At 72.0% G+C, this 24,008-nt stretch carries 18 protein-coding genes; 10 read left to right on the top strand and 8 right to left on the bottom strand.

Annotated features, from left to right (window positions below; translation table 11 throughout):
- The first annotated feature begins 70 nt into the window (after positions 1 to 70).
- The gene (locus INT49_RS02880) at positions 71 to 229 is read left to right on the top strand and encodes a DUF5679 domain-containing protein (protein WP_010551122.1); all 159 of its coding nucleotides are present in this window, start codon (positions 71 to 73) and stop codon (positions 227 to 229) included.
- A 337-nt stretch (positions 230 to 566) separates the two neighbouring features.
- Here INT49_RS02880 and INT49_RS02885 read toward each other — a convergent pair whose 3' ends face one another.
- From INT49_RS02885 to nudC, 3 genes are all read right to left on the bottom strand, one after another.
- Positions 567 to 860, bottom strand: coding sequence for a WhiB family transcriptional regulator (locus tag INT49_RS02885; protein WP_193116214.1), 294 nt, complete (start codon positions 858 to 860; stop codon positions 567 to 569).
- Positions 861 to 1,268: 408 nt separating this feature from the next.
- Complete coding sequence (locus INT49_RS02890) at positions 1,269 to 3,389, bottom strand: ATP-dependent DNA helicase UvrD2 (RefSeq protein WP_193116215.1); 2,121 nt, start codon at positions 3,387 to 3,389, stop codon at positions 1,269 to 1,271.
- 59 nt (positions 3,390 to 3,448) lie between these two features.
- Positions 3,449 to 4,366, bottom strand: a complete 918-nt coding sequence (gene nudC, locus INT49_RS02895) for an NAD(+) diphosphatase (RefSeq protein ID WP_193116216.1) — start codon at positions 4,364 to 4,366, stop codon at positions 3,449 to 3,451.
- Between the two features lie 49 nt (positions 4,367 to 4,415).
- On the opposite strand from nudC, the gene INT49_RS02900 reads away from it, so the two are divergent.
- Positions 4,416 to 5,396 (top strand): phosphotransferase, encoded by a 981-nt coding sequence (locus tag INT49_RS02900; protein ID WP_193116217.1) that lies wholly within the window; start codon positions 4,416 to 4,418, stop codon positions 5,394 to 5,396.
- 85 nt (positions 5,397 to 5,481) lie between these two features.
- Here the strand turns inward: INT49_RS02900 and INT49_RS02905 are convergent, their stop codons facing one another.
- Both INT49_RS02905 and INT49_RS02910 read right to left on the bottom strand, forming a co-directional pair.
- Positions 5,482 to 8,874 (bottom strand): ATP-dependent DNA helicase, encoded by a 3,393-nt coding sequence (locus INT49_RS02905; RefSeq protein WP_193116218.1) that lies wholly within the window; start codon positions 8,872 to 8,874, stop codon positions 5,482 to 5,484.
- The gene (locus INT49_RS02910) at positions 8,871 to 12,068 is read right to left on the bottom strand and encodes a UrvD/REP family ATP-dependent DNA helicase (protein WP_193116219.1); all 3,198 of its coding nucleotides are present in this window, start codon (positions 12,066 to 12,068) and stop codon (positions 8,871 to 8,873) included. Before INT49_RS02910 ends, INT49_RS02905 begins: the two co-directional genes overlap by 4 nt.
- Before the next feature lie 120 nt (positions 12,069 to 12,188).
- Here INT49_RS02910 and INT49_RS02915 point away from each other — a divergent pair, with 120 nt between their 5' ends.
- The 4 genes from INT49_RS02915 to INT49_RS02930 all read left to right on the top strand — a co-directional run bounded on the left by INT49_RS02915 (position 12,189) and on the right by INT49_RS02930 (position 16,951).
- A complete protein-coding gene (locus INT49_RS02915; protein WP_193116220.1) occupies positions 12,189 to 12,839 on the top strand; it encodes a TetR/AcrR family transcriptional regulator in 651 nt (216 codons plus the stop codon).
- 71 nt (positions 12,840 to 12,910) lie between these two features.
- Complete coding sequence (locus INT49_RS02920) at positions 12,911 to 13,132, top strand: DUF3107 domain-containing protein (protein WP_193116221.1); 222 nt, start codon at positions 12,911 to 12,913, stop codon at positions 13,130 to 13,132.
- 177 nt (positions 13,133 to 13,309) lie between these two features.
- Positions 13,310 to 14,905 carry a metallophosphoesterase family protein gene (locus INT49_RS02925; protein ID WP_319021488.1) on the top strand — a complete coding sequence of 532 codons (1,596 nt, stop codon included), beginning with the start codon at positions 13,310 to 13,312 and terminating at the stop codon, positions 14,903 to 14,905.
- A gap of 63 nt (positions 14,906 to 14,968) precedes the next feature.
- Positions 14,969 to 16,951: a DEAD/DEAH box helicase gene (locus tag INT49_RS02930; RefSeq protein WP_193116223.1), complete on the top strand. Its 1,983-nt coding sequence runs from the start codon at positions 14,969 to 14,971 to the stop codon at positions 16,949 to 16,951.
- A gap of 162 nt (positions 16,952 to 17,113) precedes the next feature.
- On the opposite strand, the gene INT49_RS02935 is transcribed toward INT49_RS02930, so the two are convergent.
- Both INT49_RS02935 and INT49_RS02940 read right to left on the bottom strand, forming a co-directional pair.
- A complete protein-coding gene (locus tag INT49_RS02935; protein ID WP_193116224.1) occupies positions 17,114 to 17,743 on the bottom strand; it encodes a MarC family protein in 630 nt (209 codons plus the stop codon).
- Positions 17,744 to 18,625 carry a PHP domain-containing protein gene (locus INT49_RS02940; protein WP_193116225.1) on the bottom strand — a complete coding sequence of 294 codons (882 nt, stop codon included), beginning with the start codon at positions 18,623 to 18,625 and terminating at the stop codon, positions 17,744 to 17,746.
- A 37-nt stretch (positions 18,626 to 18,662) separates the two neighbouring features.
- Between INT49_RS02940 and INT49_RS02945 the strand changes: the two genes are divergently transcribed.
- From INT49_RS02945 to INT49_RS02960, 4 genes are read left to right on the top strand one after another with little or no spacing between them, the layout of a single operon-like run.
- Positions 18,663 to 20,198, top strand: a complete 1,536-nt coding sequence (locus INT49_RS02945) for an aminopeptidase P family protein (RefSeq protein ID WP_193116226.1) — start codon at positions 18,663 to 18,665, stop codon at positions 20,196 to 20,198.
- Positions 20,195 to 21,523, top strand: a complete 1,329-nt coding sequence (locus INT49_RS02950) for a magnesium transporter MgtE N-terminal domain-containing protein (RefSeq protein ID WP_319021490.1) — start codon at positions 20,195 to 20,197, stop codon at positions 21,521 to 21,523. The genes INT49_RS02945 and INT49_RS02950 overlap by 4 nt, the downstream gene beginning before the upstream one ends.
- Positions 21,523 to 22,239, top strand: a complete 717-nt coding sequence (locus INT49_RS02955; protein ID WP_404801941.1) for a DUF1003 domain-containing protein — start codon at positions 21,523 to 21,525, stop codon at positions 22,237 to 22,239. The genes INT49_RS02950 and INT49_RS02955 overlap by 1 nt, the downstream gene beginning before the upstream one ends.
- Complete coding sequence (locus tag INT49_RS02960; protein ID WP_193116227.1) at positions 22,236 to 23,384, top strand: Mrp/NBP35 family ATP-binding protein; 1,149 nt, start codon at positions 22,236 to 22,238, stop codon at positions 23,382 to 23,384. The genes INT49_RS02955 and INT49_RS02960 overlap by 4 nt, the downstream gene beginning before the upstream one ends.
- Before the next feature lie 109 nt (positions 23,385 to 23,493).
- Here the strand turns inward: INT49_RS02960 and INT49_RS02965 are convergent, their stop codons facing one another.
- Positions 23,494 to 23,919, bottom strand: a complete 426-nt coding sequence (locus tag INT49_RS02965) for a twin-arginine translocase TatA/TatE family subunit (RefSeq protein ID WP_193116228.1) — start codon at positions 23,917 to 23,919, stop codon at positions 23,494 to 23,496.
- Positions 23,920 to 24,008 lie beyond the last annotated feature (89 nt).

Here is a 24,008-nt window from a genome sequence, read left to right on the forward strand (position 1 = left end):
CCCGGCCTCGCGGCGAGAGCTGCGCGTCCGGGGAACCGAACATCACCATCGATTCCCACAAGGAGCGGATATGGCCGACGAGACCTATGCCGGAGAGTTCTACTGCGTCAAGTGCCGCGAGAAGCGGGAGGCCGAGGGCAACGTCGTCGTCTCCAACGGTCGCCGCATGGCGAAGGCTGTGTGCCCGGAGTGCGGCACGAAGCTCAACCGCATCCTGGGCAAGGCCTGATCGACGTACCGCGAGGTACGAGCGGTAGGAGATCAGGCGATCCTGACACTCCTGATCGACGTACCGCGAGGTACGAGCGGTAGGAGATCAGGGGCTGGAGACAGCCTGATCCGACCGGCCTGATGCACGACGAGGGGCGAGACACCATGACGGTGTCTCGCCCCTCGTGCATGCGGCCTCGGGCGGTGCCGATCCGCCCGTGACCGCTCCGGGTCGCCCACTGACGTTGCGGGCCGCCCGTGAGCGTTGCCGGCCGCTCTGGGGACGCTGCAGGCCGCCCCGGGCTGTTCCAGGCCGGCCTGCAGGCCCCTTCGGCGATCCGGGACCGTCACGGTCCTCATGCCGCGTTCTGGTCGGGATTCTTCCGTGGACGGCCGCGACCGCGCTTGACGGCGATGATGCGGCCGGAATCGAAGATCGAACCGCCCCAGACGCCCCAGGGCTCTTCGCGCTCGAGAGCGCCCTGGCGGCACTCCTGGAGGAGCGGGCAGTCGGCGCACAGGCTCTTGGCCTGCTCCAGATCAGCCGGACGCTCGGAGAAGAAGAGGTCCGCGGCGGCGGTGTCGTGGCACGGCAGCAGATGCGCTGCGGTGTCGGCGGGGTTCAGGAATGTGGTGAGTAGAGAAGTCATCGTCTCGCTGCTTTGAAGATCGTCGGGGGACGAGCCCTTTCGGGCGGAGGTGCGGCGGCGGTGCCGCACCGGCAGCGAGGGGAGGCCTCGTCAGCTCAGGCTGGGCACCGCGGGGGCATAGCCCCGTACGCGCGGCAGAAGGGAGGGCGCGCCGAGGGGGCGCAGTCCATCTCCTGCGAGATTCCTGATGATGTTCACTGAGGCCACCCCCTTTCGAATGCGCGCGTCCCGGTGTCCCGGACCACGACGTGGACGATTGACAAGCATGAGTCTACACACGTTCACCAGAAGTCACATCTATTTTTTGACCTGCGGTTTCAGGACTTCCGGAGCGGCTACGCACGGGGTCCGGCCGAGGCAGTTCGAGCCCGCAGTGGCCGGCAGTGGCCGCTGCAGCCCGATGGAGCCTCAGGCCGGGTGCTCGGCGAGGAGGGCGAGGAGCGCAGGACCGAACCGCTCTGCTTTGCCGGGGCCGATGCCCGGCACGGCGAGCAGCTCGCGCTCGGTGCCCGGTCGCCGCTCGGCGAGCGCCTCGAGGGCCGCATCGGTGAGGACGGAGTAGGCCGGGGCGCCGTTCTCCCGTGCGCGGTCCAGCCGCCAGGACCGCAGCGCCTCCAGGAGCGCTGGGTCCGCGGTGGGAGGGCACCCTTCGTGCCGGCCCAGGCGCTGCTCCCGGGCGGAGACCAACCCCTGGGAGCACACCCTGCACTCGGAGTAGACGGTCGCGCTGCGGCGGCCGGTGCGGCGGGCGTCGGCTCCCGGGCGCTTCCCGCCGGCCTCGGGATGATCGAGCGCGCCGTCCAGGAAGCGGGAGGCTCGACGGCTCCCCCGGGCTCCCGGGGTGCGGGCGGCGGACCAGCTCACGGTGAGCAGGTCGCGGGCCCGGGTCAGAGCCACGTAGAACAGTCGCCGCTCCTCCTCGACCTCTGCCGGGGTCGAGGCCATGGAGATCGGCATCAGCCCGTCGCTCGCTCCCACCAGGAACACGACGGGCCACTCGAGACCCTTCGCGGCGTGCACGGAGGCGAGGGCCACGCCGTCCACGACCGGGGCCGACTGCGCCTCGGCGCGCTCCTCGAGCTCGCGGACCAGATCGGTCATCGTGGCACCGGGCCGGGCGGTGACGGTGTCCGCCAGGCCCACCAGCGCGTTCAGGGAGTCCCAGCGGTCCCGGATCGCCCCGGTGGTCTCCGGGGCCGTCTCGGACCATCCCTGCTGCGAGAGGATGTCGCGCACGGCGCGGCCGGGGTCGAGCTGCTCGACCCGGGTGGCGGCCCGCAGCGAGACCATGGCGCGCCGCACCTCCTGGCGCTCGAAGAAGCGGTCGCCGCCGCGCACCAGGTAGCCGATGCCCCGGGCGGTCAGCGCCTGCTCGAAGGCCTCGGACTGGCTGTTGGTGCGGAACAGGATCGCGATCTCCGCGGCGGTGCGGCCCTCGGCGATCAGCGCCCCGATGCGGTCGGCGATGCCGTCGGCCTCCGCCGGATCGTCGGGGAAGGACTCCACCAGGGGCGGGGGGCCGTCCTCCCGCTGGGCGACCAGGGTGAGCCGGTTGTCCCGGGTGCGCCCGCGGGCGCCGTCCAGGACCGTGTTGGCCAGGCGCACGATCTGCGGGGTGGAGCGGTAGTTCCGCTCGAGCCGGATGGTGCGGGCCCGTTTGAACTCGCTGCGGAATCCCAGCAGGTAGGAGGCGCGCGCACCGGCGAAGGTGTAGATGGTCTGGGCCGCGTCGCCGACGACGCAGACGTCGTCGGTGGTCCCGAGCCAGAGCCGCAGCAGGGTGTGCTGGAGCGCGGAGACGTCCTGGTACTCGTCGACGACGAAGTGCTTGTACTGGCCGCGGATCTCCCGGGCGACGTCGGCCCGCTCGGAGAGGAAGCCCACGAGGTGCAGCAGGACGTCCTCGAAGTCGATGACCCCGCGCTCCTTCTTGACCTCCTCGTACTGGGTGAGGATCCGGGAGATGGACCGCGAGTCGAAGCCGGCGACGCCGGGGCGCTTCGCGGCGGCGGCCGCCTCGGGATACGACTCCGGGGTGAGCATCGTGACCCGGGACCACTCCACCTCGGAGACGATGTCCCGCAGCGCCGCCCGGTCCACGCTCAGGTGCAGTCGCTGGCAGGCCTCGCCCACGCCGGCGAACTTGTTCGCCATGATCTCCGGGACGGGCCCGCCGACCACCCGCGGCCAGAAGTGACGCAGCTGGCGCAGTGCGGCGGAGTGGAAGGTGCGCGCCTGCACGGCGGGCACGCCGAGATCCCGCAGCCGCGAGCGCATCTCCGCGGCGGCCTTCGCGGTGAAGGTCACCGCGAGCACGTGGCGCGGGTTCAGCTGCCCGGTGGCCACCCCGTACGCGATGCGGTGGGTGATGGCGCGGGTCTTGCCCGTTCCCGCGCCGGCGAGGACGCACAGGGGCACGCCGAAGGTGCTGGCGACCTCACGCTGCTCCGGGTCGAGCGCGGCGAGGATGCTCTCGGCGTCACCCGGGGTGGGAGTCGTCGGGGCGGGGGGCAGGGCTGATTCGGTCATCGGGGCCATCCTGCCAGCGGCGCCCGACGTTCCGGGCACCGCTGTGGATGGCGAGTCCCTCACGCCTCGGCGGAGCGGCCGTACCAGTCGTCGATCAGCGCACGACCGAGGGAGGCGTTGTTGGGGATCTCGATCTCCTCGGCCGCGAGCGCGGCGGCGAGCTCCTCGCGGGTGAACCAGCGCGCCTCGGCGATCTCGTCCTCCTGGAGCGTGAGCTCGACCGCCCCGGGGACCCAGGCCCGGTAGCCGAGCATCAGGGAGCGGGGGAAGGGCCAGGGCTGGCTGCCGACGTACTCGACCTCCTCGACCGTGATCCCGACCTCCTCGGCGACCTCACGGGCCACAGCGTTCTCGAGGCTCTCGCCCGGCTCGACGAAGCCGGCCAGGACCGAGTAGAAGCGGTTGCGGAAGTTCGCGTTGCGGGCCAGGAGCAGGCGGTCCTCGCTGTCGCGCACGGCCATGATGACGGCCGCGTCGGTGCGCGGGAAGTGCTCGGAGCCGTCGTCACGGCAACGCAGCACCCAGCCGCCCACCTCGGCCTCGAGCAGTGCGCCGCACAGGGGGCAGTGCCGCATCGACCGATGCCAGGCACCCATCGCCACCGCGGTCAGGGCGAGGTCGGCGTCGGCCGGATCGAGCTGATCGGCGATGCGCCGGAGGTCGCGGAGGTCACGGCCGGGATCGTCGATCTCGGCGCTGGTCTCGAGGATCTCGACGGCGAGGATCCGCAGCCCGTCCCGCACTCCCAGCAGCACGAGCGGCTGGGTGCCGCCGGCGCGGGGGTCCGCGGTCTCCAAGGCCAGCTGGAGGGAACCGTCCTCCGCTTCCTGGAAGGCCGTCTCGCCGGCTCGGGAGACCAGGTACCTGGCGTCGTCGCCGGGGGCGACCATCGCCGGGTCGACGCGGCTGAGCGCGTCCCGGTCGGAGCTGAGGAGGGTCAGAGGGGTGTGCAGATGCGGGCCGCGGAGATTCGCCATACCCGGAAGCCTACGTGGATCGGGCCGACCACCCGGGTACGGTGGACGCGTGCATCGCAACTCGTATTCCCTGGCTGCTCTCGCCGCGGCAGCGGTCCCCGGTCTGATCCCGGTCAGGACCACCCCGATCGCGACCCCGATCGATGACCTCGACGTGGCCGGGGTCATCGGCGAGCAGGGCCGCCGCGTCATGGTCCTCTCCCCCTCCTCGACCGCCTCCGGGGTGCGCCTGGAGCGTGATCTGAAGGTGGCGGACGCCCTCTCCGGCACCCCGCTGCACGGCATCATCCCCCCGGTGCTGGGGTTCGTGAAGCTCTCCGAGGGCGGCCGCGCAGCCGTCACCGAGGCCCCGGTGGGCCGGCCGCTGATGCTCGATGATCTCCAGCACTCCCCCGAGCTGGCCCGGTCGCTGGGGCGGGTCCTGGCCCGCATCCATACCGTCCCGCGCTATGCGGCCGAAGCGGCGGGGGTGGAGTCCTTCACCCCGGAGGTGCTCCATGCCGAGCACCGCACCCGCATCGCCACGGCCGCGGAGAGCGGACATCTCCCGGCGGCCGTCTCCCAGCGGTGGGAGGCCCTGCTCGAGGACCAGGAGCTGTGGGACATCTCGGCGCAGTTCATCCACGGCGATCTGTCCGAGGAGAGCCTCTTCGCCTCCGGCGATGACGTCAGCGCCATGCGCGACTGGTCCTCGTCCCGTGTCGCGGACGCCGCCTCGGACCTGGCCTGGTTGATCTCCTCGCTGGATCCGGAGCGCTTCGACGACCTGTACGCCGCCTACTGCGAGGAGCTGCCCACCGCGCCGCATCCGCGTCTGGTGGAGAGGGCCCAGGCCCTCGGCGAGTTCGCGGTCGCCGAGTGGCTCGCGCACGGGCTGGAGACCGGCGACGAGTCGATCGTCTCCGATGCCCGCGGCATGATCGCCGACCTCGACGCCGATCTCGCGCAGCTAGCCCGGGACGAGGCCGAGCGCGCCTACGAGGAGATGAGCTCCCGCGAGGAGACGGGCTCCCGCAGCGAGCAGGCCTGAGGCAGAGCCCGACGGCAGGGCCCGGGCACGACGCCCGAGGTGGGCACCTGAGCGAGGACGCGCGGGACAGCAGGTCCCGGGGTGATCACCCCCCGGTGAGCATCTCCGCGATCCGTTCGCGGGACGGATGCCGCCGCACCTCGTGGGTGACGTCGTCGGCCACGAAGTGGAACGCCGTGCGGATCCGCTCCAGCGGGAGCCCCGTGCGTTCGTGCCAGGCCAGCCGGTACAGCGACAGCTGAAGGGCTCGCTCCCGCAGCTGAGCGGGGCGCGGCACCCGGCCGGTCTTCCAGTCCACGATGATCACGCCCCGAGCTCCGGGACGCTCGCTGTCGGTGCTGTCAGAGTTCTCGGGGCTGTCGGGATCCTCGAAGACCGCATCGATGACGCCTCGCACGGCGATCTCCCCTACCCGGGTCTGCACCGGGTGTTCGACGACGATCGGGGTGCGCTGCGCCCACTGCGAGGAGTCGAAGGCCTCGCGCAGGGCGAGGTCGTCGCGATGCGGGCCCTCGTCCTCCCCCAGGTCCAGGACGTCCTCCAGATCCAATAACGCCGTGCTGTCGTACCGGGACTCGAGCCAGGCGTGGAAGGCGGTCCCGCGGGCGGCGGCCGGGGACGGCCGGCGGGGCAGCGGACGCAGCAGATCGATCGCCGCGCCGCGCGGATCCTGCGCCTGGTGCACGACCTGGGAGGCGGACAGCCTCGGCGGGGAGTGCACGAGCGGGGGCGCGGCCTGCTGCTCGAGGTCGTCGATCGCCCGCCGCACGATCTCGGCGAGCGCCGGGTCGGTGACCTCCGGGGCCGGCCCCTTCGTCGCCGCCTCGGGGATCGCGTCCAGCATCCCGGCGGCGCGGGCACGGCGCCGCTCGGGCTCCCCCGGCGGCGGCGGCCACTGCGCCTGAGGCCGCTCCGACTCCAGCGGATTGGTCTCGGGCACCTCCTGGACCGTGCGGAACTGCTCGGGGACCAGGTCATGGATCTCGACCAGATAGCGGGAGCGGGGTCGTGCGGTGGCCAGCCCTGCGCGCCAGGCGGCGGAGGTCAGCAGCAGGCGCCGCCGGGCCCGGGTGACGGAGACGTACATGAGCCGGCGGTCCTCCCGCAGGGACTCCTCGCCCTGGGCGAAGCGGTAGTCCTCGATGAGCCCCTCGGCATCGACCTGGGTGTCCGCCTCGGCCCAGGCCAGCTCGGGCAGGGTGTCCGCATCGCCGCGCAGGGCGGTGGGGACCGACGCCGAGGCGAGCTTGTCCAGCCACCCGTTGTCCGGGACCCGCACCCGGCCCGCCTCGTCCGTCTTCGCCCGTCGCAGGTCGTAGGAGGGCACGGACCCCTCGGTGAGGCCGGCTACGGCCACCAGGTCCCACTCGAGCCCCTTCGCGGAGTGCATGGTCACGATGGTCACCGCGCCGGAGTCGCCCTCCTCCTCGGTGTGCTCGGGCGAGGCGGAGACGGCGAGCCCCGCTTCCTCGTCCTCGCTGATCTCGAGCAGGTCGAGATAGGCGCCGAGCCCGCCGCGCTGAGCGGTGCGGTCGAAGGCCGCGGCGTGGTCGCGCAGCGCCTCGAGGTCCGCCAGCACGCTCGAGCCCGGGTCCGCGGCGAGCAGGGTGAGGTCCACGTCGAGAACCCGCACGGCGGCCGTCACGAGGTCCGGCAGGGGCAGCGGCAGCAGGCGCCGCATCTCCCTCAGGATCTGCTGGATCTGCCGCAGACGGTCCCGGCCGGTGGTGGACAGGGAGCGGCCCGACGGGTCGGTCCAGTCCGCGGGCGGGAGGTCGTCGACGGCGTCCACGAGGGAGACGGACTCGGCCTCGTCCTCGCCGCCGGGGGCGTCGGCCGTGCGGCGCAGGCGTGAGCCCATCCGGTCCCGCCACCGGCCCAGCACGGAGAGGTCACGGGCTCCGAGCCGGAAGCGCGGCCCGGTGAGCAGGCGCATGAGGGCGTCACCGCGCCCCGGGTCGTGCGCGCACTGCAGCACGGCGCGCACGTCGGCCACCTCGGGGCGATGCAGGAGCCCGCCGAGGCCGACCACGTGGACCGCGAGGCCGCGCTCCTCGAGCCCCTCGACGAGGGCGGGGATCTGGCGGCGGGCGCGCACCAGCACGGCGGCCGACGCCTGCTCCGCAGCCTCTGCCGAGCCCCCTGCGCGGTCTGCCCCGTCCGCCCCGGCGGGCACCGCCTCGGAGATCTCGGCGCGGCGGGCGAGGATCCAGTCGGCGATGGCGCGCGCCTCCGCCCGTTCGTCGGAGGCCTCGAGGATCTCCGCGGCGCCCTCACCGGCGCCGGGGCGGGCCTGGAGCTCGGGGATGGTGAGTCCGGCGTCGGCCGAGCGCAACGGCGCGGCCAGAGTGTTCGCCACGGCGAGCACGGCCTGGTCGTTGCGCCAGGAGGTGGACAGGGTGCGCTGCAGCACGGGCTGCTCCGGGGTGGCGAACGTCGTCGCGAAGCCGGCGAGGGAGGCCGCCGACGCGCCGCGCCACCCGTAGATGGCCTGCTGGGGATCCCCGACCGCGCACGCGGCATGCCCGGGGCCGAACAGGTCCGTGAGCATCTGCAGCTGGGCGACGGAGGTGTCCTGGAACTCGTCGAGCAGGACCACGCGGTGCATGCGTCGGGCGAGCGCGCTCGCGGCGGGCACCTCGCGCGCCACCCGGGCCGCGAGGGAGACCTGGTCGGCGAAGTCCATGGCGGAGCTGTCGGTCCGCAGCTGGGCGAAGCGCTCGAGCAGCGGGATCAGGGCGAGGCGGGACTCGAGGGAGGTGAGCACGGAGGCGACGGCCTTGGGTGTGGTGCGTCGGCGTCCTTCGACCTGGAGCGGGATCCCGCCGAGGTGGTCGTGGATCTCCTGGAGATGCTCGCGCAGCTGCTCGGGGGTCACGAGGTGGTCGGCGATCGAGGAGGTCAGCGACAGCAGGGCGGCGGTGAGCGTGGCCGGCGAGGCCTCGAGGTCCAGCGAGTCGTCCCAGCCCTCGACGATCGAGTGCGCGAGCTGCCAGGACGCCGAGGTCGACATCATGGTCAGCTCGGGGTCGATGCCGACGGCGAGGGCGTGCTCGCGCACCAGGTCCAGGGCGAAGCCGTTGTAGGTGTGCACCAGGGGGCGCTGCCCCACCAGCTCGTCGTGGCCGCGTTCGAGCCCGGGCGGCAGCGTGAGGCCCTCGGCGCGCATCGCGGCGGCCAGGGCGGTCAGCCGGGCGGAGATCCGGGCGGAGAGCTCGTGGGCGGCCTTGCGGGTGAACGTCAGCCCGAGCACCTGGCGCGGCTCGACGATCGCGTTGGCGATCAGCCACACCACCCGCGAGGCCATCGTCTCCGTCTTCCCGGAGCCGGCGCCGGCCACGACCAGCATCGGTGCCAGCGGGGCTTCGATGACGGCGACCTGCTCGGGCGTGGGCGGGGGCTGGTCCAGCAGGGCGGCGAGGGTCCCTGCGCTGAGCCGCCCGGGGCTGGTGGGCTCGGGGCCGATGTGCTCTGTCATAGCTGGCCTCCTTCGGGCTGCAGCGGGCAGCTGCTGCGCACGGCGCAGTGGGAGCAATGGGAGTTCAGGCGTGCGGTGACCGCGCGGCCGGCGACGTCCTCGGAGACCTGGGCGACGAGGGAGTCGAACCAGGCAGGGTCCTCCGCCTGGCCCAACGCGATCTGGGTGCGCACGGCGGCCTTCTTCCCGCCGGTGCCGACGTAGACCAGCTGGGCCCCGTTCAGCCGCTCCGGGGCGTCGTCCCCGAGCTGCTCGGCGAGCGCGCCGTCACGTACCGCGGCCTGGTAGGCGGCCAGCTGGAGGTCGTCCTGCGCAGCGGCCGCGGACTTCGCGTTCTTCCCCGATTTCAGGTCCACGACCCGCAGTCCGGTCGCATCCCCCTCGATCCGGTCGATGCTGCCGCGCAGCCGTACCCGCCCGAGGTCCACCTCGAAGGGGACCTCGACGGCGAGCGCCTCGGGCGCGGTGCGCAGATGCTCGGCGAGCAGGCGCGCGGCGTCCTCGGCCCGGCGCACCCGGCGGCGCCCGGACCAGGTCTCGGTGCCGGGCACCGATCGCAGCAGGGTGTGCAGCTCCTCGAGCAGGTCCTCGGCCCCGCCCTCGGGGCCCTGCGGATGGATCTGCGCGAGATGGTGCAGTGCGGTGCCGATGAGCTGCGCGGGCCCGCCGGAGCGGGTGCCGCCGGCGCGCTCCATGAGCCACGACTGCGGGCAGTCCACCGCCCGTTCGAGGGCCGACGGGGACAGGCCGATGACGGAGCCCTCGTCGTGCAACGGCGCGGTGCTGCTGGGATCCTGGTGGTACCAGCTGCTCGGATCCGTCCCGGGCGCGCCAGCGCGCGAGAGGGCGTGCAGGGCCAGCGCCGCATCGTGCGCACGCTGCGGGTCCTCGTCATGGAGCCTGCGGCGCAGCGCCGCGACCAGCTGTCGGGCATCAGGGGCCGGGCCCGGGTCCTGACGGAGCCGGTCGAGGTCGATCCAGGGCTCGCCGGCGCGCGCCGCGAGCGACGCGATCGCCTCGTGCAGGGCCGACGGCTCGAGCTGCTCGTCCTGGACGGCGGTGACCAGCACCCGGGTGCTGGCCCGGGCCATGGCGCTGATCGCGAGCCGCAGCTCGTCGGCGATCACCTGGCTGCGCTGGATGGCCCGCAGCGACTCGGGATCCGAGGGCAGCTCCGCGCCCGGCCGGGCGGCGGCCAGCAGGGAGAGCTCGGCCGCCCCGAACAGCGTCGAGCGCAGGCGCAGGTCGGGCCAGGCCCCCTCCTGGAGCCGGGCGAGCACGACGGTGTCGCGATGCTCGCCGGCGATCTGTGCGGGGGTGAGCACCGCGATCCGGCCGCGCGGGGCAGCGGCGGGGGCCAGCGTGTCCTCGACGACGGCCTGCGAGCGGATCTGCTCGACGAGGTCGAGGGCCCCCGCACCGGGGCGGCGCGCGGTGAGCCGCTCGGCCGCGGCGAACAGCTCGAGCAGCGCATCCAGTCGGGAACCGGCGAGCCGTGCACGGGCCCCGTCGACATCGCCCGGGGCCCCGAGCGCCGCCCGGCGCCAGCCACCGGCGAGCGCTGCGGCGTCCCAGGCCTCCCAGATGATCTGTTCGGCATCGGCCGTGCGATGGTCGCGCACGGCCCGGATCATCGCGCGCACCCGATGCACCGGGGCGGCGGCGCGGTCCCGGTCCTCGGGGTCCGGGAGGCCGGGGACCTCCGGCTCCACGAGCGCCCGCGCGAGCAACTGGTCGCTGGGGATCTCCGAGGCGGGGTCCAGGGAGCGCTGCGCGCTCAGCAGGAGGCGCCGGATGCGCCGCAGCCGCAGCGTGTCCGCGTCGCCGAAGGGACCGCGCAGCAGGTCACCGGCCACCTGCGGGTCCACGGGAGTCCCCTCCGGAGCGAGTCCGACCTCCAGGACTGTGAGGAGGTCCGCGATGACCGGCACCTCCCGCAGGGGCTGGGGTCGGCGCGGCACGCGCACGGGCAGACCGGTGCGGGAGAGCAGATCGGCGACGTCGGCGACGGCGGAGCCGGAGCGGCACACCACGGCCATGTCGTCGTAGTCGATCTGCTCGCGGTGGTGCAGATCGCGCAGGGCGGAGCCGATCAGGCGCGCCTCATCGAGCGGGTCGTCGGCCTGGAGCACGGCGATCCCGGGGCCGTCGGCCGCTCGGGGGCGGCGGGAGTCCGCCGTGGCGCCGGCCAGCGGGAGCCGGCCGCGCAGGGAATCGACCCCGGCCACGATGCCCGGGGCGATCCCCGGGGAACCGGTGAGGGTGATCTCGGACAGCGGCCGACGCAGGAGATCGCGCAGTCGGTCCGCGGCATCCGGCAGGGCGCCGCGGAAGGTATCCACCGCGGAGTCCGGGCTGCTGCAGATCATCACGCTCGACCCGGCCGCGGCGAGCGCCGCCACGAGGGCGACGCCGGCGGTGGTGAGGTCCTGGGCGTCGTCGACCACCACGGTGTCGAAGGGGGCCGCGGTCCGGGGGTCCTCGAGCAGGCGGACGGCGCGGCGCACCAGGCCCCCGGAGTCCAGGCGGGGCCCGGCATCCAGAGCAGCAGAGGCCTCGAGGTCGAGCACACCGAGGTAGTCGCGCAGGATCGCCGCGGCGTCGCACCAGGCGGGCCTGCCGCGCTCACGACCGAGGCGGTCCAGATCGCCCGGCGCCAGCCCGAGCTCCGTGGCGCGGGTGATGAGGTCGCGCAGCTCGGTGCGGAAGCCGGGCAGGGTGCGGGCTCCCGGATCGACCTCGAGGTTCCAGCTCTCGCGCCCGGCGATCAGCTCCGCCAGCAGGGAGTCCTGCTCCGCCCCGGTGACGAGGTTCGGCTCGCCGAGACCGCGGGAGAGGGCGTCGGCCCGCAGCAGGGCATGGCCGAGGGCGGGCGGCGTCATCGCCCGCACCTCGCCCGCTCCCTGCACGGCGAGAGCGTCGCGCAGGCGCCCGGCGGCGTGGCGTCGCGGCGCCAGCAGCAGAGTCCTCTCCCCGGCCTGCGCCGCGGCCGCGAGGGCGAGCGTCGTGCGCCCGCTCGCGGGCCCGCCGTGCACCATGACGTCGGCCCCACCGAGCAGCAGCTCCAGCGCATCCTGCTGCGGGCCGTCGAGCTCCCCGGCGGGGAGGACCGCCGGGAGGGCGGCCAGGTCAGGTCCGAGCAGACGGATCCCCTCGCTCGGGCTCCGCCCCGCACCGCTCGTCGTCCTGCTCATCGTCATTCCCCTATTCCACCTCACGCGGAGGACGTTCGAACCGTCCCGGCGGGCGGTGACGGGGCGGTAGAGTGTCACGCATCACTCGGACCCCGTCATCCCCTCCGGAGGTCGATGAGCATGTCTCCGTCACCCACCACACGGATGCCTCGCGCCCAGCGTCGCACCCAGCTCCTGGAGCTCGCCACACAGGTGTTCACCCGGAAGGGCTATCACGGCACGTCGATGGACGACATCGCGGCGGCCGCCGGGGTCACCAAGCCCGTTCTCTACCAGCACTTCGACTCGAAGGTCACGCTGTACCTGGAAGTCATCGACATCATCGCCGTGGGCCTCCTGGCGGAGGTGAGGGAGATCGGCGCCTTCGAGGGCGACACCACGCAGCGGGTGCGCTACGGGATCACCCGTTTCTACGAGCTGATCTCCGTCCAGAACGCCTTGAGGCTGTTCACCGGCAACGAGTCGATCTCCGACGAGGTGCAGGAGCGGGCGAGCGCGGTGCTCGACCAGATGGCGATCGACCTGGCCGAGGTGCTCACGGCATTCCGCGAGATGAGCACGGCGCAGTCGAGGATCATCGGACGGGGGCTCATCGCCGCCACCCAGACCACGGCGCTGCTGCTGCACGACGCGCAGGATGATGTCGAGCGCGAGGAGATCCTCGAGGTCATGTCCACCTTCATGGTGCACGGACTGGCCGGTTTCACGCCTCGGGAGGGCACGGCGGCCACCGGCTCTGCGCTGGGAGCGGACGCCCCCGCCTCGTCCTGATCCGCCGGGTAGGCTTTCTGACATTTAGCATCGGACGTCCCCGCCTCAGAGGCGGAGGGAAGGACATCGCCATGGAGATCCGCATCGGCATCCAGCACTCGCCCCGCGAGATCGTCATCGAGTCCACGGAGAAGGCGGAGGAACTGCTCGAGCGTCTGAACACCGCCGTCGCCGAGGGCTCCCCCGTCACCCTGGTCGACGACAAGGGCCGCACCGTGCTCGTCCCCGGCGCCAAGGTCGCGTACGCGGAGCTCTCCACCGAGGAGCCCCGCCGCGTCGGCTTCCTCGGCTGAGCATCCATGACCTCGTCGTCAACGGGGAACGGTCCGTCAGGATCGGCGGGCTCGGCGGGTACTCCTGGGGGCGCAGAATCCCCCACAGGCACGGATCATGCCGTCCCGACGTCGGAGGACACCGCCGCTGACCCGGAAACGGCAGCGGAGGCCGCGGCGCGGCATCGCCGTCGCCGGGTGCGCACCCTCCGAGCCCTGCACGTCTCGACCACGACGGTCGTGGCCCTGCTGGGAGCGATCGTGGGCCTCATGCTGGTCCCCGCGACCCGGGTCGACATCGGCCCGCTGACCGCGAGCGTGCACCTGCGCCCGTCGCTGACCTCGGAGACCGTGCTCCTGCTGCCGCCGGTCGGCGAGGTCTCCTTCGACACCCACACGGCCCCCGTGCGCATCGAGACGCGTGTGCAGGGCGTCGACATCGCCAAGGCCGAGGCGCTCTTCTACTCCAGCACGGGCTTCACCGAGCTCACCCGCACCGCGCCGGAGGCGATCATCCGCGCGGCCGCCCTCAATGCCGTCCTGAACGCCCTGTTCGCGGCCGCCGGCGCCGGTCTCATCGTCGGCCTCACCTTCCGTCGGGTGCGGCGTGCGCTCATCGCCGGCGGCAGCGCCGTGGCGCTGGTGGGCGTCTCGGTCGCGATGACCTCCGTGACGTTCCGACCCGATTCGCTGTACCAGCCGAAGTTCGACGGCCTGCTCTCGCAGGCGACCTACATCGCAGACATCGGCCAGGCCACGGCCGCCGACTACCAGAACTATCGCAGCACCCTCGCGGAGTTCGTGGGTCAGGTCTCCGCCCTGTACATCGCCGCGGACTCCCTGCCCGTGGGACTCGACGAGGACAACCTGATCTCGGTCCTCCATGTCTCCGACATCCACGACAACCCCCAGGCCTACGACGTCATCGAACAGCTGCACACGCAGTTCGCGATCGACATGGTCATCGACACCGGCGACATCGTCTCCTGGGGCACCCCGGTGGAGACCCAGCAGCTGAGCGTGATCGGCGGGCTCGGGATCCCCTATGTCTACGTCAGCGGCAACCACGACGGTGCGGCGTCCGCGGCGAAGATCGCCGAGCAGCCCAATGCGACCGTCGTGGACAACGAGGTCGTCGAGGTCGCCGGCCTGCGGATCGCCGGGATCGGCGATCCCCGCTTCGCCGCGGACGACGACTCCGACGCCGGCGGCTGGCGCGAGGGCACCGAGGCGATGGCCGCGAGCGGATTCCAGCTCGGGGACACCATCACTGCCTACGACGAGGCGCACCCCGATGCTCCGGTCGACCTCGCCCTGATGCATGATCCGACGCAGCCCCAGGGACTCGAGGGTCGCGTGCCGATGGTGCTCTCGGGCCACATGCACACCTCGAAGGTGGAGCTGGACCGGGATGGCTCGGGCACGGACTGGTTCACCGTCGGCTCCACCGGCGGCGCGCTCGCCTCAGGCGGCGTGCTGCCCGTGCTGAAGGGTGACGCCCCGCTCGACCTCACCGCCAGGATGCTCTACTTCGACAAGGACACCCGGCGCCTCGTCGCGTACGACGACATCGTCATGGGCGGCCTGGGCCTGGTCTCGGTATCCATCCAACGCACCCAGATGCCCACGGAGGTCCCGGAGCTCGAGGTCCCCGACGGCGCCGAGACGCCCGAGGCCCCGATCCCCGAGGACCAGGAGGTCGAGCCGGGCAAGGGCCTGCCGGACGAGGAACGCGTCACCCCGACGGATCCGGTCAGTCCGCTCCCCGAGGTCAGCGACGCCGGCGAGGGCTGATGACGGATGCACGGCGGCCCCGGGGGCTACCATGGCAGTGCTTACCCATGACCAGAGAGTTGAATGGTGCCTGAATCCATCCCGCACATCGATGAGGCCGTGTCGGCCTCCCCCGCCGTCGAGCTGAGCTCCGGCACCCCGAACACGAACGAGGCTCCTGTCGCCGTCGAGCCTCAGCAGACCTTCGCGGACTTCGACGTCCGCTCCGACATCGTCGATGCCCTCGCGGCGAAGGGGATCATCCATCCCTTCCCGATCCAGTCGATGACCCTGCCGATCGCCCTGCGCGGGCGCGACATCATCGGCCAGGCGAAGACGGGCACCGGCAAGACCCTCGGCTTCGGCATCCCCCTGCTGCAGGCGGCGATCGCCCCCGGCGAGGACAACCCGGACGACCGACCCATCGGCAAGCCGCAGGCCCTCATCGTGCTGCCCACGCGCGAGCTCGCGGTGCAGGTGGCCGAGGATCTCATCGCCGCGTCGGCCAAGCGGCCGGTGCGCATCCTCACCGTCTACGGCGGTCGCGCCTACGAGCCCCAGATCGAGGCGCTCGAGCGCGGCGTCGAGGTGGTCGTCGGCACCCCGGGTCGTCTGATCGACCTCATGCGCCAGAAGTACCTGGACCTGTCCCAGGTGCGCACCGCGGTGCTCGACGAGGCCGACGAGATGCTCGACCTCGGCTTCCTCGAGGACATCGAGAAGCTCCTGCAGGCTGTGCCCACCACGCGCCAGACCATGCTCTTCTCCGCGACGATGCCCGGCCCGATCATGGCCCTGGCCCGTCGCTTCATGAACCGTCCCACGCACATCCGTGCCCAGGACCCCGATGACGGTGCGCGCACCAAGGCCGACATCAAGCAGGTCGTCTACCGTGCGCACCAGCTCGACAAGATCGAGGTCATGGCCCGGATCCTGCAGGCTCGTGGGCGAGGCCTGACGATCATCTTCATGCGCACGAAGCGCCAGGCGGACCGGGTGGCCGGCGATCTCGCCGATCGTGGCTTCGCCGCCGCCCCGCTGCACGGCGACCTCGGCCAGGGCGCCCGCGAGCAGGCCCTGCGCGCGTTCCGCAACGGCAAGATCGACGTGCTAGTCGCGACCGACGTCGCCGCCCGCGGCATCGATGTCACCGACGTGACCCACGTCGTGAACTGGAACTGCCCGGACGACGACAAGACCTACCTGCACCGCACCGGCCGTACGGGCCGCGCGGGCAAGAAGGGCACTGCGGTGACCTTCGTCGACTGGGAGGACCTGGCGCGCTGGGGGCTCATCGCCCGTCAGCTGGGGCTGGATTCTGCCGAAGCGGTCGAGACGTACTCGACGTCGGATCACCTCTTCGCCGAGCTCGACATCCCCACCGAGGCCAAGGGCACCCTGCCCAAGAACAAGCGCACCCGCGACGGTCTCGAGGCCGAGACGCTCGAGGATCTCGGCGGGCCCGATGGTGGCCGCGGCGGTCGCGACAGCGGACGTGGCGGGCGCGATGGTGGCCGTGGCGGGCGTGACAGCGGTCGCGAGAGTGGTCGTGGCGGTCGTGAAGGTGGCCGCGGCGGACGTGACAGCGGTCGCGGTGGCCGCGACAGCGGGCGCGATGGTCGTGAGGGCGGGCGCGGAGAGCGCAGCTCCGCGCCGCGCGAGGATCGAGCACCTCGTGAAGACCGGGCTCCCCGTGAAGACCGAGCACCTCGTGAGGAGCGGGCTCCCCGCGAGAATCGAGCACCGCGTGAGCAGTCGGCCGACGGGGCGAGCGACCGTCCCCGCCGCACCCGCTCCCGCACCCGCCGGGTGAACGGCGACGTCGTCTCCGACTCGGGTGCTTCCTCGTCGAACGACAGCTCGTCGAACAATGGCTCGTCGAACGGTTCAGCGTCCGAGAGCGCCGCGTCCAGCAATGCCTCGTCCCGCGGCTCCGGCCTCCGGAGCGAGAAGACGTCCGAGGGAAGCGGCGAGGACCGTACGCGTCGGCGTCGTTCCCGTGGCGGCCGCGGTCGCAGCCGCGGCGGCGAGGGCCAGCAGACGCAGAACTCCGGTTCCGACGCCTGACCTTCCAGGACATCACGACGGCCCTGCGGCGAGCACCAGCTCGCGGCAGGGCCGTCGTCCTGTTCCGTCTTCTCCAAACCATCCCCAGGCCAGCTCAGGCCGACTCAGACCTGCTCAGTACCTGCTCAGGGACTGCTCACGCCGGGACAGGCATCGTGCGGATCATCCGGCGATGACGCCCCAGCTGACCAGGAACGAACGGATCGCGTCGAAGATCATCTGGGTGCTGATCGCCGCCAGCAGCACGCCGGAGATCCGGGTGACGAGTGTGACGCCGCCGTCACCCAGCACCCGGGCGATCACCCCCGCGAAACGCATCGCGAGATACATCGCCAGCGCGAGGGCCACCATGGCGACCACGAGCGAGATGACCCGTGAGGCCTCGCCGCCGGTCTGCTGCACGAAGAGCATCACGGCCACGATCGCTCCCGGACCGCCCAGCAGCGGGGTGCCCAGCGGCACCAGAGCCACGTTCACCCCCTCGCTCGCCGCCATCTCGCCCTCCTTGCCGGCCAGCAGCTGGAGGGCGACGATCAGCAGCAGCAGGCCCCCGGAGAACTGCAGCGCCGGCAGCGAGATGTGCATGTAGTCGAGGATGAAGCGCCCGAACACCGCGAACACGGTGATGATCAGCATCGCGACCGCGACGGCGACGAGGGCCGCACGGGACCGCTGCTTCGCGGTCATGGTGCTGGTCAGGGAGAGGAAGATCGGGACGGTGCCCGGGGGATCGATGATGACGAAGAGGGTGACGAACACTCCCGTGAGGAAGCTCAGGTCGACCAGGTTCACTTAGCGTATGACCTCGGTGCTGCTCGTGGCGCGGTGGGTGATCGCGGCCAGGACGTCCGGCTGCGTGAGGTTCTCTCCGAGCCGGTTGGGTTTTCCCGCGCCATGGTAATCGCTGCCGCCGGTGATCAGGAGGTCATGCGAGGCGGCGAAGTCCTTCAACCGCGTGCGTTCTGCCTCATCGTGCTCCCGGTGGTCGACCTCGACCCCCGCCAGTCCCGCCTCCACCATCTCCTCGAGCAGCTCCAGGGGCAGGTCCGCATCGCGGGTCACGGAGCCGGGATGGGCCACGATCGCCACTCCCCCGGCGTCCCGGATCGCGCGCACCGCCGCGACCGGGGACGGCGCGTAGTACGGCACGTAGTAGGGCCCGGAGGGTTTGAGGATCTCCTGGAACGCAGCGGAGCGGTCCGTGACGGCCCCGTAGGCGACCAGGGCGTCGGCGATGTGGGGCCGTCCGATCACGGTCGACTCGCCGGCGGCCTGCGCTCGCACGTCGTCCCAGGTGATCGGATAGTCCTGGGAGATCAGTTCGACCATCGCACGGGCACGGTCGACGCGGGAGGCGCGGGCCCGGGCCATCTCGGCGGCCAGCTCGGTCTCCGGCGACGGATCCACCAGGAGGGCCAGGACATGGATGCTCAGACTCCCGTGCTCCGCAGAGACCTCGATGCCCGGCACCGCGGCGACGCCGCTCGCGGCGACCGCGGCGGGCAGCTCCTGCCACCCGGCGACCGTGTCGTGGTCGGTGAGGGCGAGGACATCCAGATCAGCCTTCCGCGCACGGGAGAAGAGCTCCCGCACATCGCAGGTGCCGTCGGACCAGGACGTGTGGGCATGCAGGTCGATGCGCGCCGCGCGGGGCTGGTTGGACCGCTCACTCATACGCCCAGCGTAGTCCGCGTCATGAGACCATCGGGGGGTGAGCACCGAGAGCATCGAAACCAGCACAGATCGCACGGACGACACGAAGGACCTCGCGAGCCGCGGTGACACCCGCAGCCAGCGACCCACCAACGAGGCCTTCCGTGAGTTCATCTCCTCCGGGTGGGACGAGACGGTCCCTGATGCGGAGCGTCGCGAGGCCGCGGATTTCACGCCCGCGCGACGCGATGCCCTGGTGCGCCGTCTGCCCGCGACCCGGCTGGTGCTGCCCGCCGGTGTGCTGAAGGTCCGTTCGAACGACACCGACTACCCCTTCCGCCCGGAGACGGCCTTCGCCTACTTCACGGGGCTCGGCACCGACGAGGAGCCCGACAGCGTGCTCGTCGTCGAGCCGTCGGCCGAGGATCCCGAGCGTGCGGTGGCGACGTACTTCTTCCGCCCGCGCGCCGGTTTCGACACCTCGGAGTTCTACGCCGACTCCCGCTACGGCGAGATGTGGGTGGGGCGGCGCCCCACCGTCGCCGAGGCCTCCCAGCGTCTGGGCATCGAGGTGCGCCACATCGACGAGCTGCGCGACCATCTCGCCAAGGACGTCGGGGCCCAGCTGTCGCTGTCGGTCATGCCCTCGGTCGATGCCGCCGTCGAGGCGATGGTCCAGGAGATCCGCACCCAGAACGGCCTCACCGACGGAGCCGACGCCACGGCGGAGTTCGACCGTCTGAAGGAAGCCGCGAGCGAGCTGCGGCTGGTCAAGGACGAGTACGAGGTGCGCCAGATGCGCGCGGCGGTCGATGCGACCATCCGCGGCTTCGAGGACGTCATCACCCGCCTGCCCGAGGCCGTCGGCCATGAACGCGGCGAGCGCGTCATCGAGGGCGTCTTCGCGGCCGCCGCGCGCGCCGAGGGCAACGGCGTCGGCTATGACACCATCGCCGCCGCCGGCGACCACGCCTGCACCCTGCACTGGACCCGCAACACCGGGGCGGTGCGCGGGGACGAGCTGGTGCTGATCGACGCCGGCGTCGAGATCGATTCGCTGTACACGGCGGACGTCACCCGTACCCTCCCGGTCTCGGGGAGCTTCTCCCCCGTCCAGCGCAGGGTCTACGAGGCCGTGCTCGAGGCCGCCGACGCCGCCTTCGCCGTCGCCCGCCCGGGTCTGCACTTCCGTGATCTGCACACCGCGGCGATGACGGTCCTCGCCGCCCGCCTCGAGGAGTGGGACCTGCTGCCCGGCACCGCCGCAGAGTCGCTCTCCCCCGAGGGCCAGTGGCACCGTCGCTGGATGCCCCATGGCACCAGCCACCACCTGGGCATGGACGTGCACGACTGCGCCCAGGCCCGCCGCGAGATGTACCTCGACGCCGAGCTCGAGCCCGGCATGGTCTTCACCATCGAGCCGGGGCTGTACTTCAAGGAGAACGACCTGCTGGTCCCCGAGGAGCTGCGGGGCATCGGCGTGCGTATCGAGGACGACGTCCTGGTGACCGAGGACGGCGTGGAGAACCTCTCCGCCGCCGCCCCGCGCCGGGTCGAGGACGTCGAGCGCTGGATCGCAGAGCTCCGGCGGTGAGCACCACGTCGCCGCCGCGCTTCTACGCGGCACGTCTGGTCGGCACCACCGTCTTCGATCCCCTCGGGGATGCCGTCGCACGGGTGCGGGACATCGTCGTGCTCCCGCAGTCGCGCGGCGCGGCGCGCGCCGTCGGCCTCGTGGTCGAGGTCGCCGGCAAGCGACGCGTGTTCCTCCCGATCACCCGTGTCACCGCCATCTCCCCGGGCCAGGTGATCTCCACCGGGGTGCTCAACGTGCGCCGTTTCGAGAAGCGCTCCGGTGAGCTCCTGGTGGTGGGCGACCTGCTCGATCGTGCGGTGACCCTGACCGACGGCACCGGCGGGGCGACGGTGCTGGACATCGCGCTGGACCAGAACCGGCACAAGGACTGGGAGGTCTCCCGGCTGCACCTCCGGCGCCCTCGCCGTGGCAGCTCCTTGAGCCGTCTCGTGTCCCGCGGCGAGACACTCACGGTGGAGCTGAACGAGGTCACCGGCCTCTACGGCACCCAGGAGGAGCAGTCCGCGCATCTGCTGGCCGCGTCCTACCAGGACCTCAACCCCGCCGACCTCGCCGAGATCCTCCAGGAGCTCGACGCGAAGCGCCGCATCGAACTGGCCGGGGAGCTGGCCGACGAGCGCCTGGCGAACGTGCTCGAGGAGCTACCCGAGGACATCCGGGTCGAGGTCGTCACCGGGCTGGACGCCACCCGTGCGGCGGACATCCTCGACGCGATGGACCCCGACGACGCCGCGGACCTCGTCCAGGAGCTTCCCGAGCAGGTCGCCTCCCAGCTGCTGAACCTCATGGAGCCGGAGGAGGCCGAGGACGTCCGTCGGCTCCTGGCCTATGACGAGTACACCGCCGGCGGCATGATGACCACGGAACCGCTCATCGTGGCCCCGGAGACCCCGGTCGCGCACTGCCTGGCCATGATCAGCCGAGAGGCGCTGCACGCCGCCCTGGCCTCGACCGTGCACGTGTGCCGCTCCCCGCTGGAGACCCCGAGCGGGAAGCTGCTGGGCATCGTCCATTTCCAGCAGCTGCTGCGGGAGCGTCCCGACCGGCCCGTGGGCGAGATCCTCGACAACGACAAGGTCGCCGTCCGCCCCACCGCACCGCTGTCCGCGGTGACCCGCGAGATGGCCACCTACAACCTCGTCTCGATCCCGGTGATCGACGAGGAGGGCCGCCTGCTGGGGGCGGTCACCGTCGATGACGTGCTGGACCACATGCTCCCCGATGACTGGCGCGAGCAGGACGAACCCGTTCCCACCACCGGACAGATCGACCTGTCCGAGATCGCCCGGGCCACCGCCCGTGATACCGCGAAGGAGGGCTGATGATGGCCGAGCACAACCCTGCACCGCTCGATGATCCGTCGCCCCGCCGCACCGCCCTCCTGCGCAACCCGTTCCGCGGAGATGCCTTCGGCCGCGGCGCCGAAGGGTTCGCCCGCATGATGGGCACCCCGGCCTTCCTGGTCGGGATGACGCTGTTCTGCGCGATCTGGCTGACCTGGAACTCCCTGGCCCCGGTCTCCGCGCAGTTCGATCCGCGCGCGCTGAACTTCACCCTGCTCACGCTGATCCTGTCCCTGCAGGCCTCCTACGCCGCGCCCCTGCTGCTGCTCGCGCAGAACCGCCAGGACGACCGCGACCGGGTGCAGGCCGAGCAGGACCGCCAGTCCAACGATCGCAACCATGCGACCACGGACTTCATCACCCGCGAGATCGCCTCGCTGCGTCTCGCGCTCAACGACGTCGCCACGCGCGACTTCGTGCGCGGCGAGCTGCGCGATCTGCTCGAGGACCTCGAAGCGGACCAGTCGGGGACCGAGGGCCGCAACGCGGTCGGCGGGCGCGGCTCCCGGGGGGACCGCGGCGCCGCTGGCCCGCTGGACGCGGACTCGCTGCGCACCATCCTGCGTGAGGAGATCGATGCCGTGCTGAGCGAGCGCGAACGCACCGGCTCTTCCGACGCCTCCGACAGTTCCGGCACCGCCGGCCTCCCGATCGAACTCCCGATCGAACTCCCGAAGGAGCAGAACACTCTGTGACCACCGCTGATTCCGTGCCCGCCGACGACCGTGTCGCCCAGATCCATGAGGCGCTGGCCGGGGTGATCGACCCCGAGATCCATCGGCCCATCACCGAGCTCGGGATGGTCGACTCGGTGACCGTGGATGACGAGGGCATCGCCCGCGTGCAGGTGCTGCTCACCATCGAGGGCTGCCCCATGCGCGATCGCATCGAGCGGGACACCGCCGAGGCGACCGCGACGGTCCCCGGGCTCAGCCGGGTCGAGGTGAGCACGAGCGCCATGACCGAGGAGCAGCGGCGCGAGCTCACGGACCGGCTGCGCCAGGGGCGCCGCCAGATCCCCTTCAACCAGCCCGGTTCGCTCACCCGGATCTACGCGATCTCCTCCGGCAAGGGCGGTGTCGGCAAGTCGACGGTGACCGCGAACCTCGCCGCCGCGATGGCCGCCGACGGGATGCGGGTCGGGGTCATCGACGCCGACATCCACGGTTTCTCGATGCCCGGCATGTTCGGCATCACCGACCAGCCCACCAAGGTCTCCGATCTGCTGATGCCGCCCGAGGCGCACGGCGTGGCCGTCATGAGCATCGGGATGTTCGTGCCGGAGGGCCAGGCCGTGGTGTGGCGCGGCCCGAAGATGCATCGGGCGATCGAGCAGTTCGCCTCCGACGTGTTCTGGGGTGACCTGGACGTGCTGCTGCTGGACCTGCCGCCGGGCACCGGCGATGTGGCGATCTCGGTCGCGCAGCTGCTGCCCGGGGCCCAGATGGTCGTGGTGACCACTCCGCAGCAGTCCGCCGCCTCGGTCGCGGAGCGGGTCGGCTCGCTCGCGAGCTCCACGGAGCAGGAGATCGCCGGGGTGGTCGAGAACATGGCCGGCCTCACCCTGCCCGACGGCACGGTGATGGACGTCTTCGGCTCCGGTGGCGGCGACCGGGTCGCCGAGACCCTGGCGGGGGCCGTCGGTCATGACGTGCCCGTGCTGGGCCGTATCGGCCTGGATCCTGCTCTGCGCGAGGGCGCCGATCAGGGGATCCCGCTGGTGCTCTCCTCCCCGGACTCCCCCACGTCGATGGCGCTCAAGGGCGTCGCCCGGGCGCTGGTGCGCAAGCCGCGCGGCCTGGAGGGGATGAAGCTGCCGCTGACCGTGGCGCGGCACTGAGCATCACGCCGCACGCGGGGTCACCCGGTGCAGGCACGAGGTGCTGACTGCCGGGTGGTGCAGAGGGCCGGGTCCTGAGTGCTGGGTGCTGGGTGCAGGGTGCTGAGGCTCAGGTGGCCTCGGGGTCGAAGGGGGCCCGCTGAGGGCTGTCGTCCTTCGAGCCCTTGGAGGACTTGCCGCTCTTGGAGGACTTGGCCTTCGACGCCGCGCCGGCCGCTCCGGCCCCGGCTGCGACGGAGAGCGACTCCTTGCTGGGCAGCAGCTCCTCGATATCGGTGTCGCCCCAGGCCTCCCGGATGATGCGACGGGGGTCGTACTGGCGAGGATCGTACTTCTTGAGATCCTCCATGGCGATGCCCATCTCGTCCTCGACGGTCGCCCGGGAATCGTCGACCCATCGACGGGCCTGGCGAACCCACTGCACGAGCTGGCGCGTGACGCCCGGGAGCCGCTGCGGGCCGACGATCACGAGGAACACGACGATGAGGATGACGAACTCCCACCCGCCGAGTCCCATGAATCCGGTGCCGCCCATGTCCCACCTGTATGTGTCGTCCGCTGGTATGCAATGCCATTATGGCATCGCGCACGGCTGTGGGGTCCCAGCCTCGCCCGGTTCCTGAC

It is taken from the genome of Brachybacterium tyrofermentans, from assembly GCF_014897585.1.
GTDB classification, from domain to species: domain Bacteria; phylum Actinomycetota; class Actinomycetes; order Actinomycetales; family Dermabacteraceae; genus Brachybacterium; species Brachybacterium tyrofermentans.

Bases quoted from the DNA above. Each gene is read 5' to 3' on its own strand.
- INT49_RS02880 (WP_010551122.1), top strand. From the start codon at position 71: ATGGCCGACGAGACCTATGCCGGAGAGTTCTACTGCGTCAAGTGCCGC.
- INT49_RS02885 (WP_193116214.1), bottom strand. From the start codon at position 860: ATGACTTCTCTACTCACCACATTCCTGAACCCCGCCGACACCGCAGCG.
- INT49_RS02890 (WP_193116215.1), bottom strand. From the start codon at position 3,389: ATGACCGAATCAGCCCTGCCCCCCGCCCCGACGACTCCCACCCCGGGT.
- nudC (WP_193116216.1), bottom strand. From the start codon at position 4,366: ATGGCGAATCTCCGCGGCCCGCATCTGCACACCCCTCTGACCCTCCTC.
- INT49_RS02905 (WP_193116218.1), bottom strand. From the start codon at position 8,874: ATGACAGAGCACATCGGCCCCGAGCCCACCAGCCCCGGGCGGCTCAGC.
- INT49_RS02910 (WP_193116219.1), bottom strand. From the start codon at position 12,068: ATGAGCAGGACGACGAGCGGTGCGGGGCGGAGCCCGAGCGAGGGGATC.
- INT49_RS02915 (WP_193116220.1), top strand. From the start codon at position 12,189: ATGTCTCCGTCACCCACCACACGGATGCCTCGCGCCCAGCGTCGCACC.
- INT49_RS02920 (WP_193116221.1), top strand. From the start codon at position 12,911: ATGGAGATCCGCATCGGCATCCAGCACTCGCCCCGCGAGATCGTCATC.
- INT49_RS02930 (WP_193116223.1), top strand. From the start codon at position 14,969: ATGGTGCCTGAATCCATCCCGCACATCGATGAGGCCGTGTCGGCCTCC.
- INT49_RS02940 (WP_193116225.1), bottom strand. From the start codon at position 18,625: ATGAGTGAGCGGTCCAACCAGCCCCGCGCGGCGCGCATCGACCTGCAT.
- INT49_RS02955 (WP_404801941.1), top strand. From the start codon at position 21,523: ATGATGGCCGAGCACAACCCTGCACCGCTCGATGATCCGTCGCCCCGC.
- INT49_RS02965 (WP_193116228.1), bottom strand. From the start codon at position 23,919: ATGGGCGGCACCGGATTCATGGGACTCGGCGGGTGGGAGTTCGTCATC.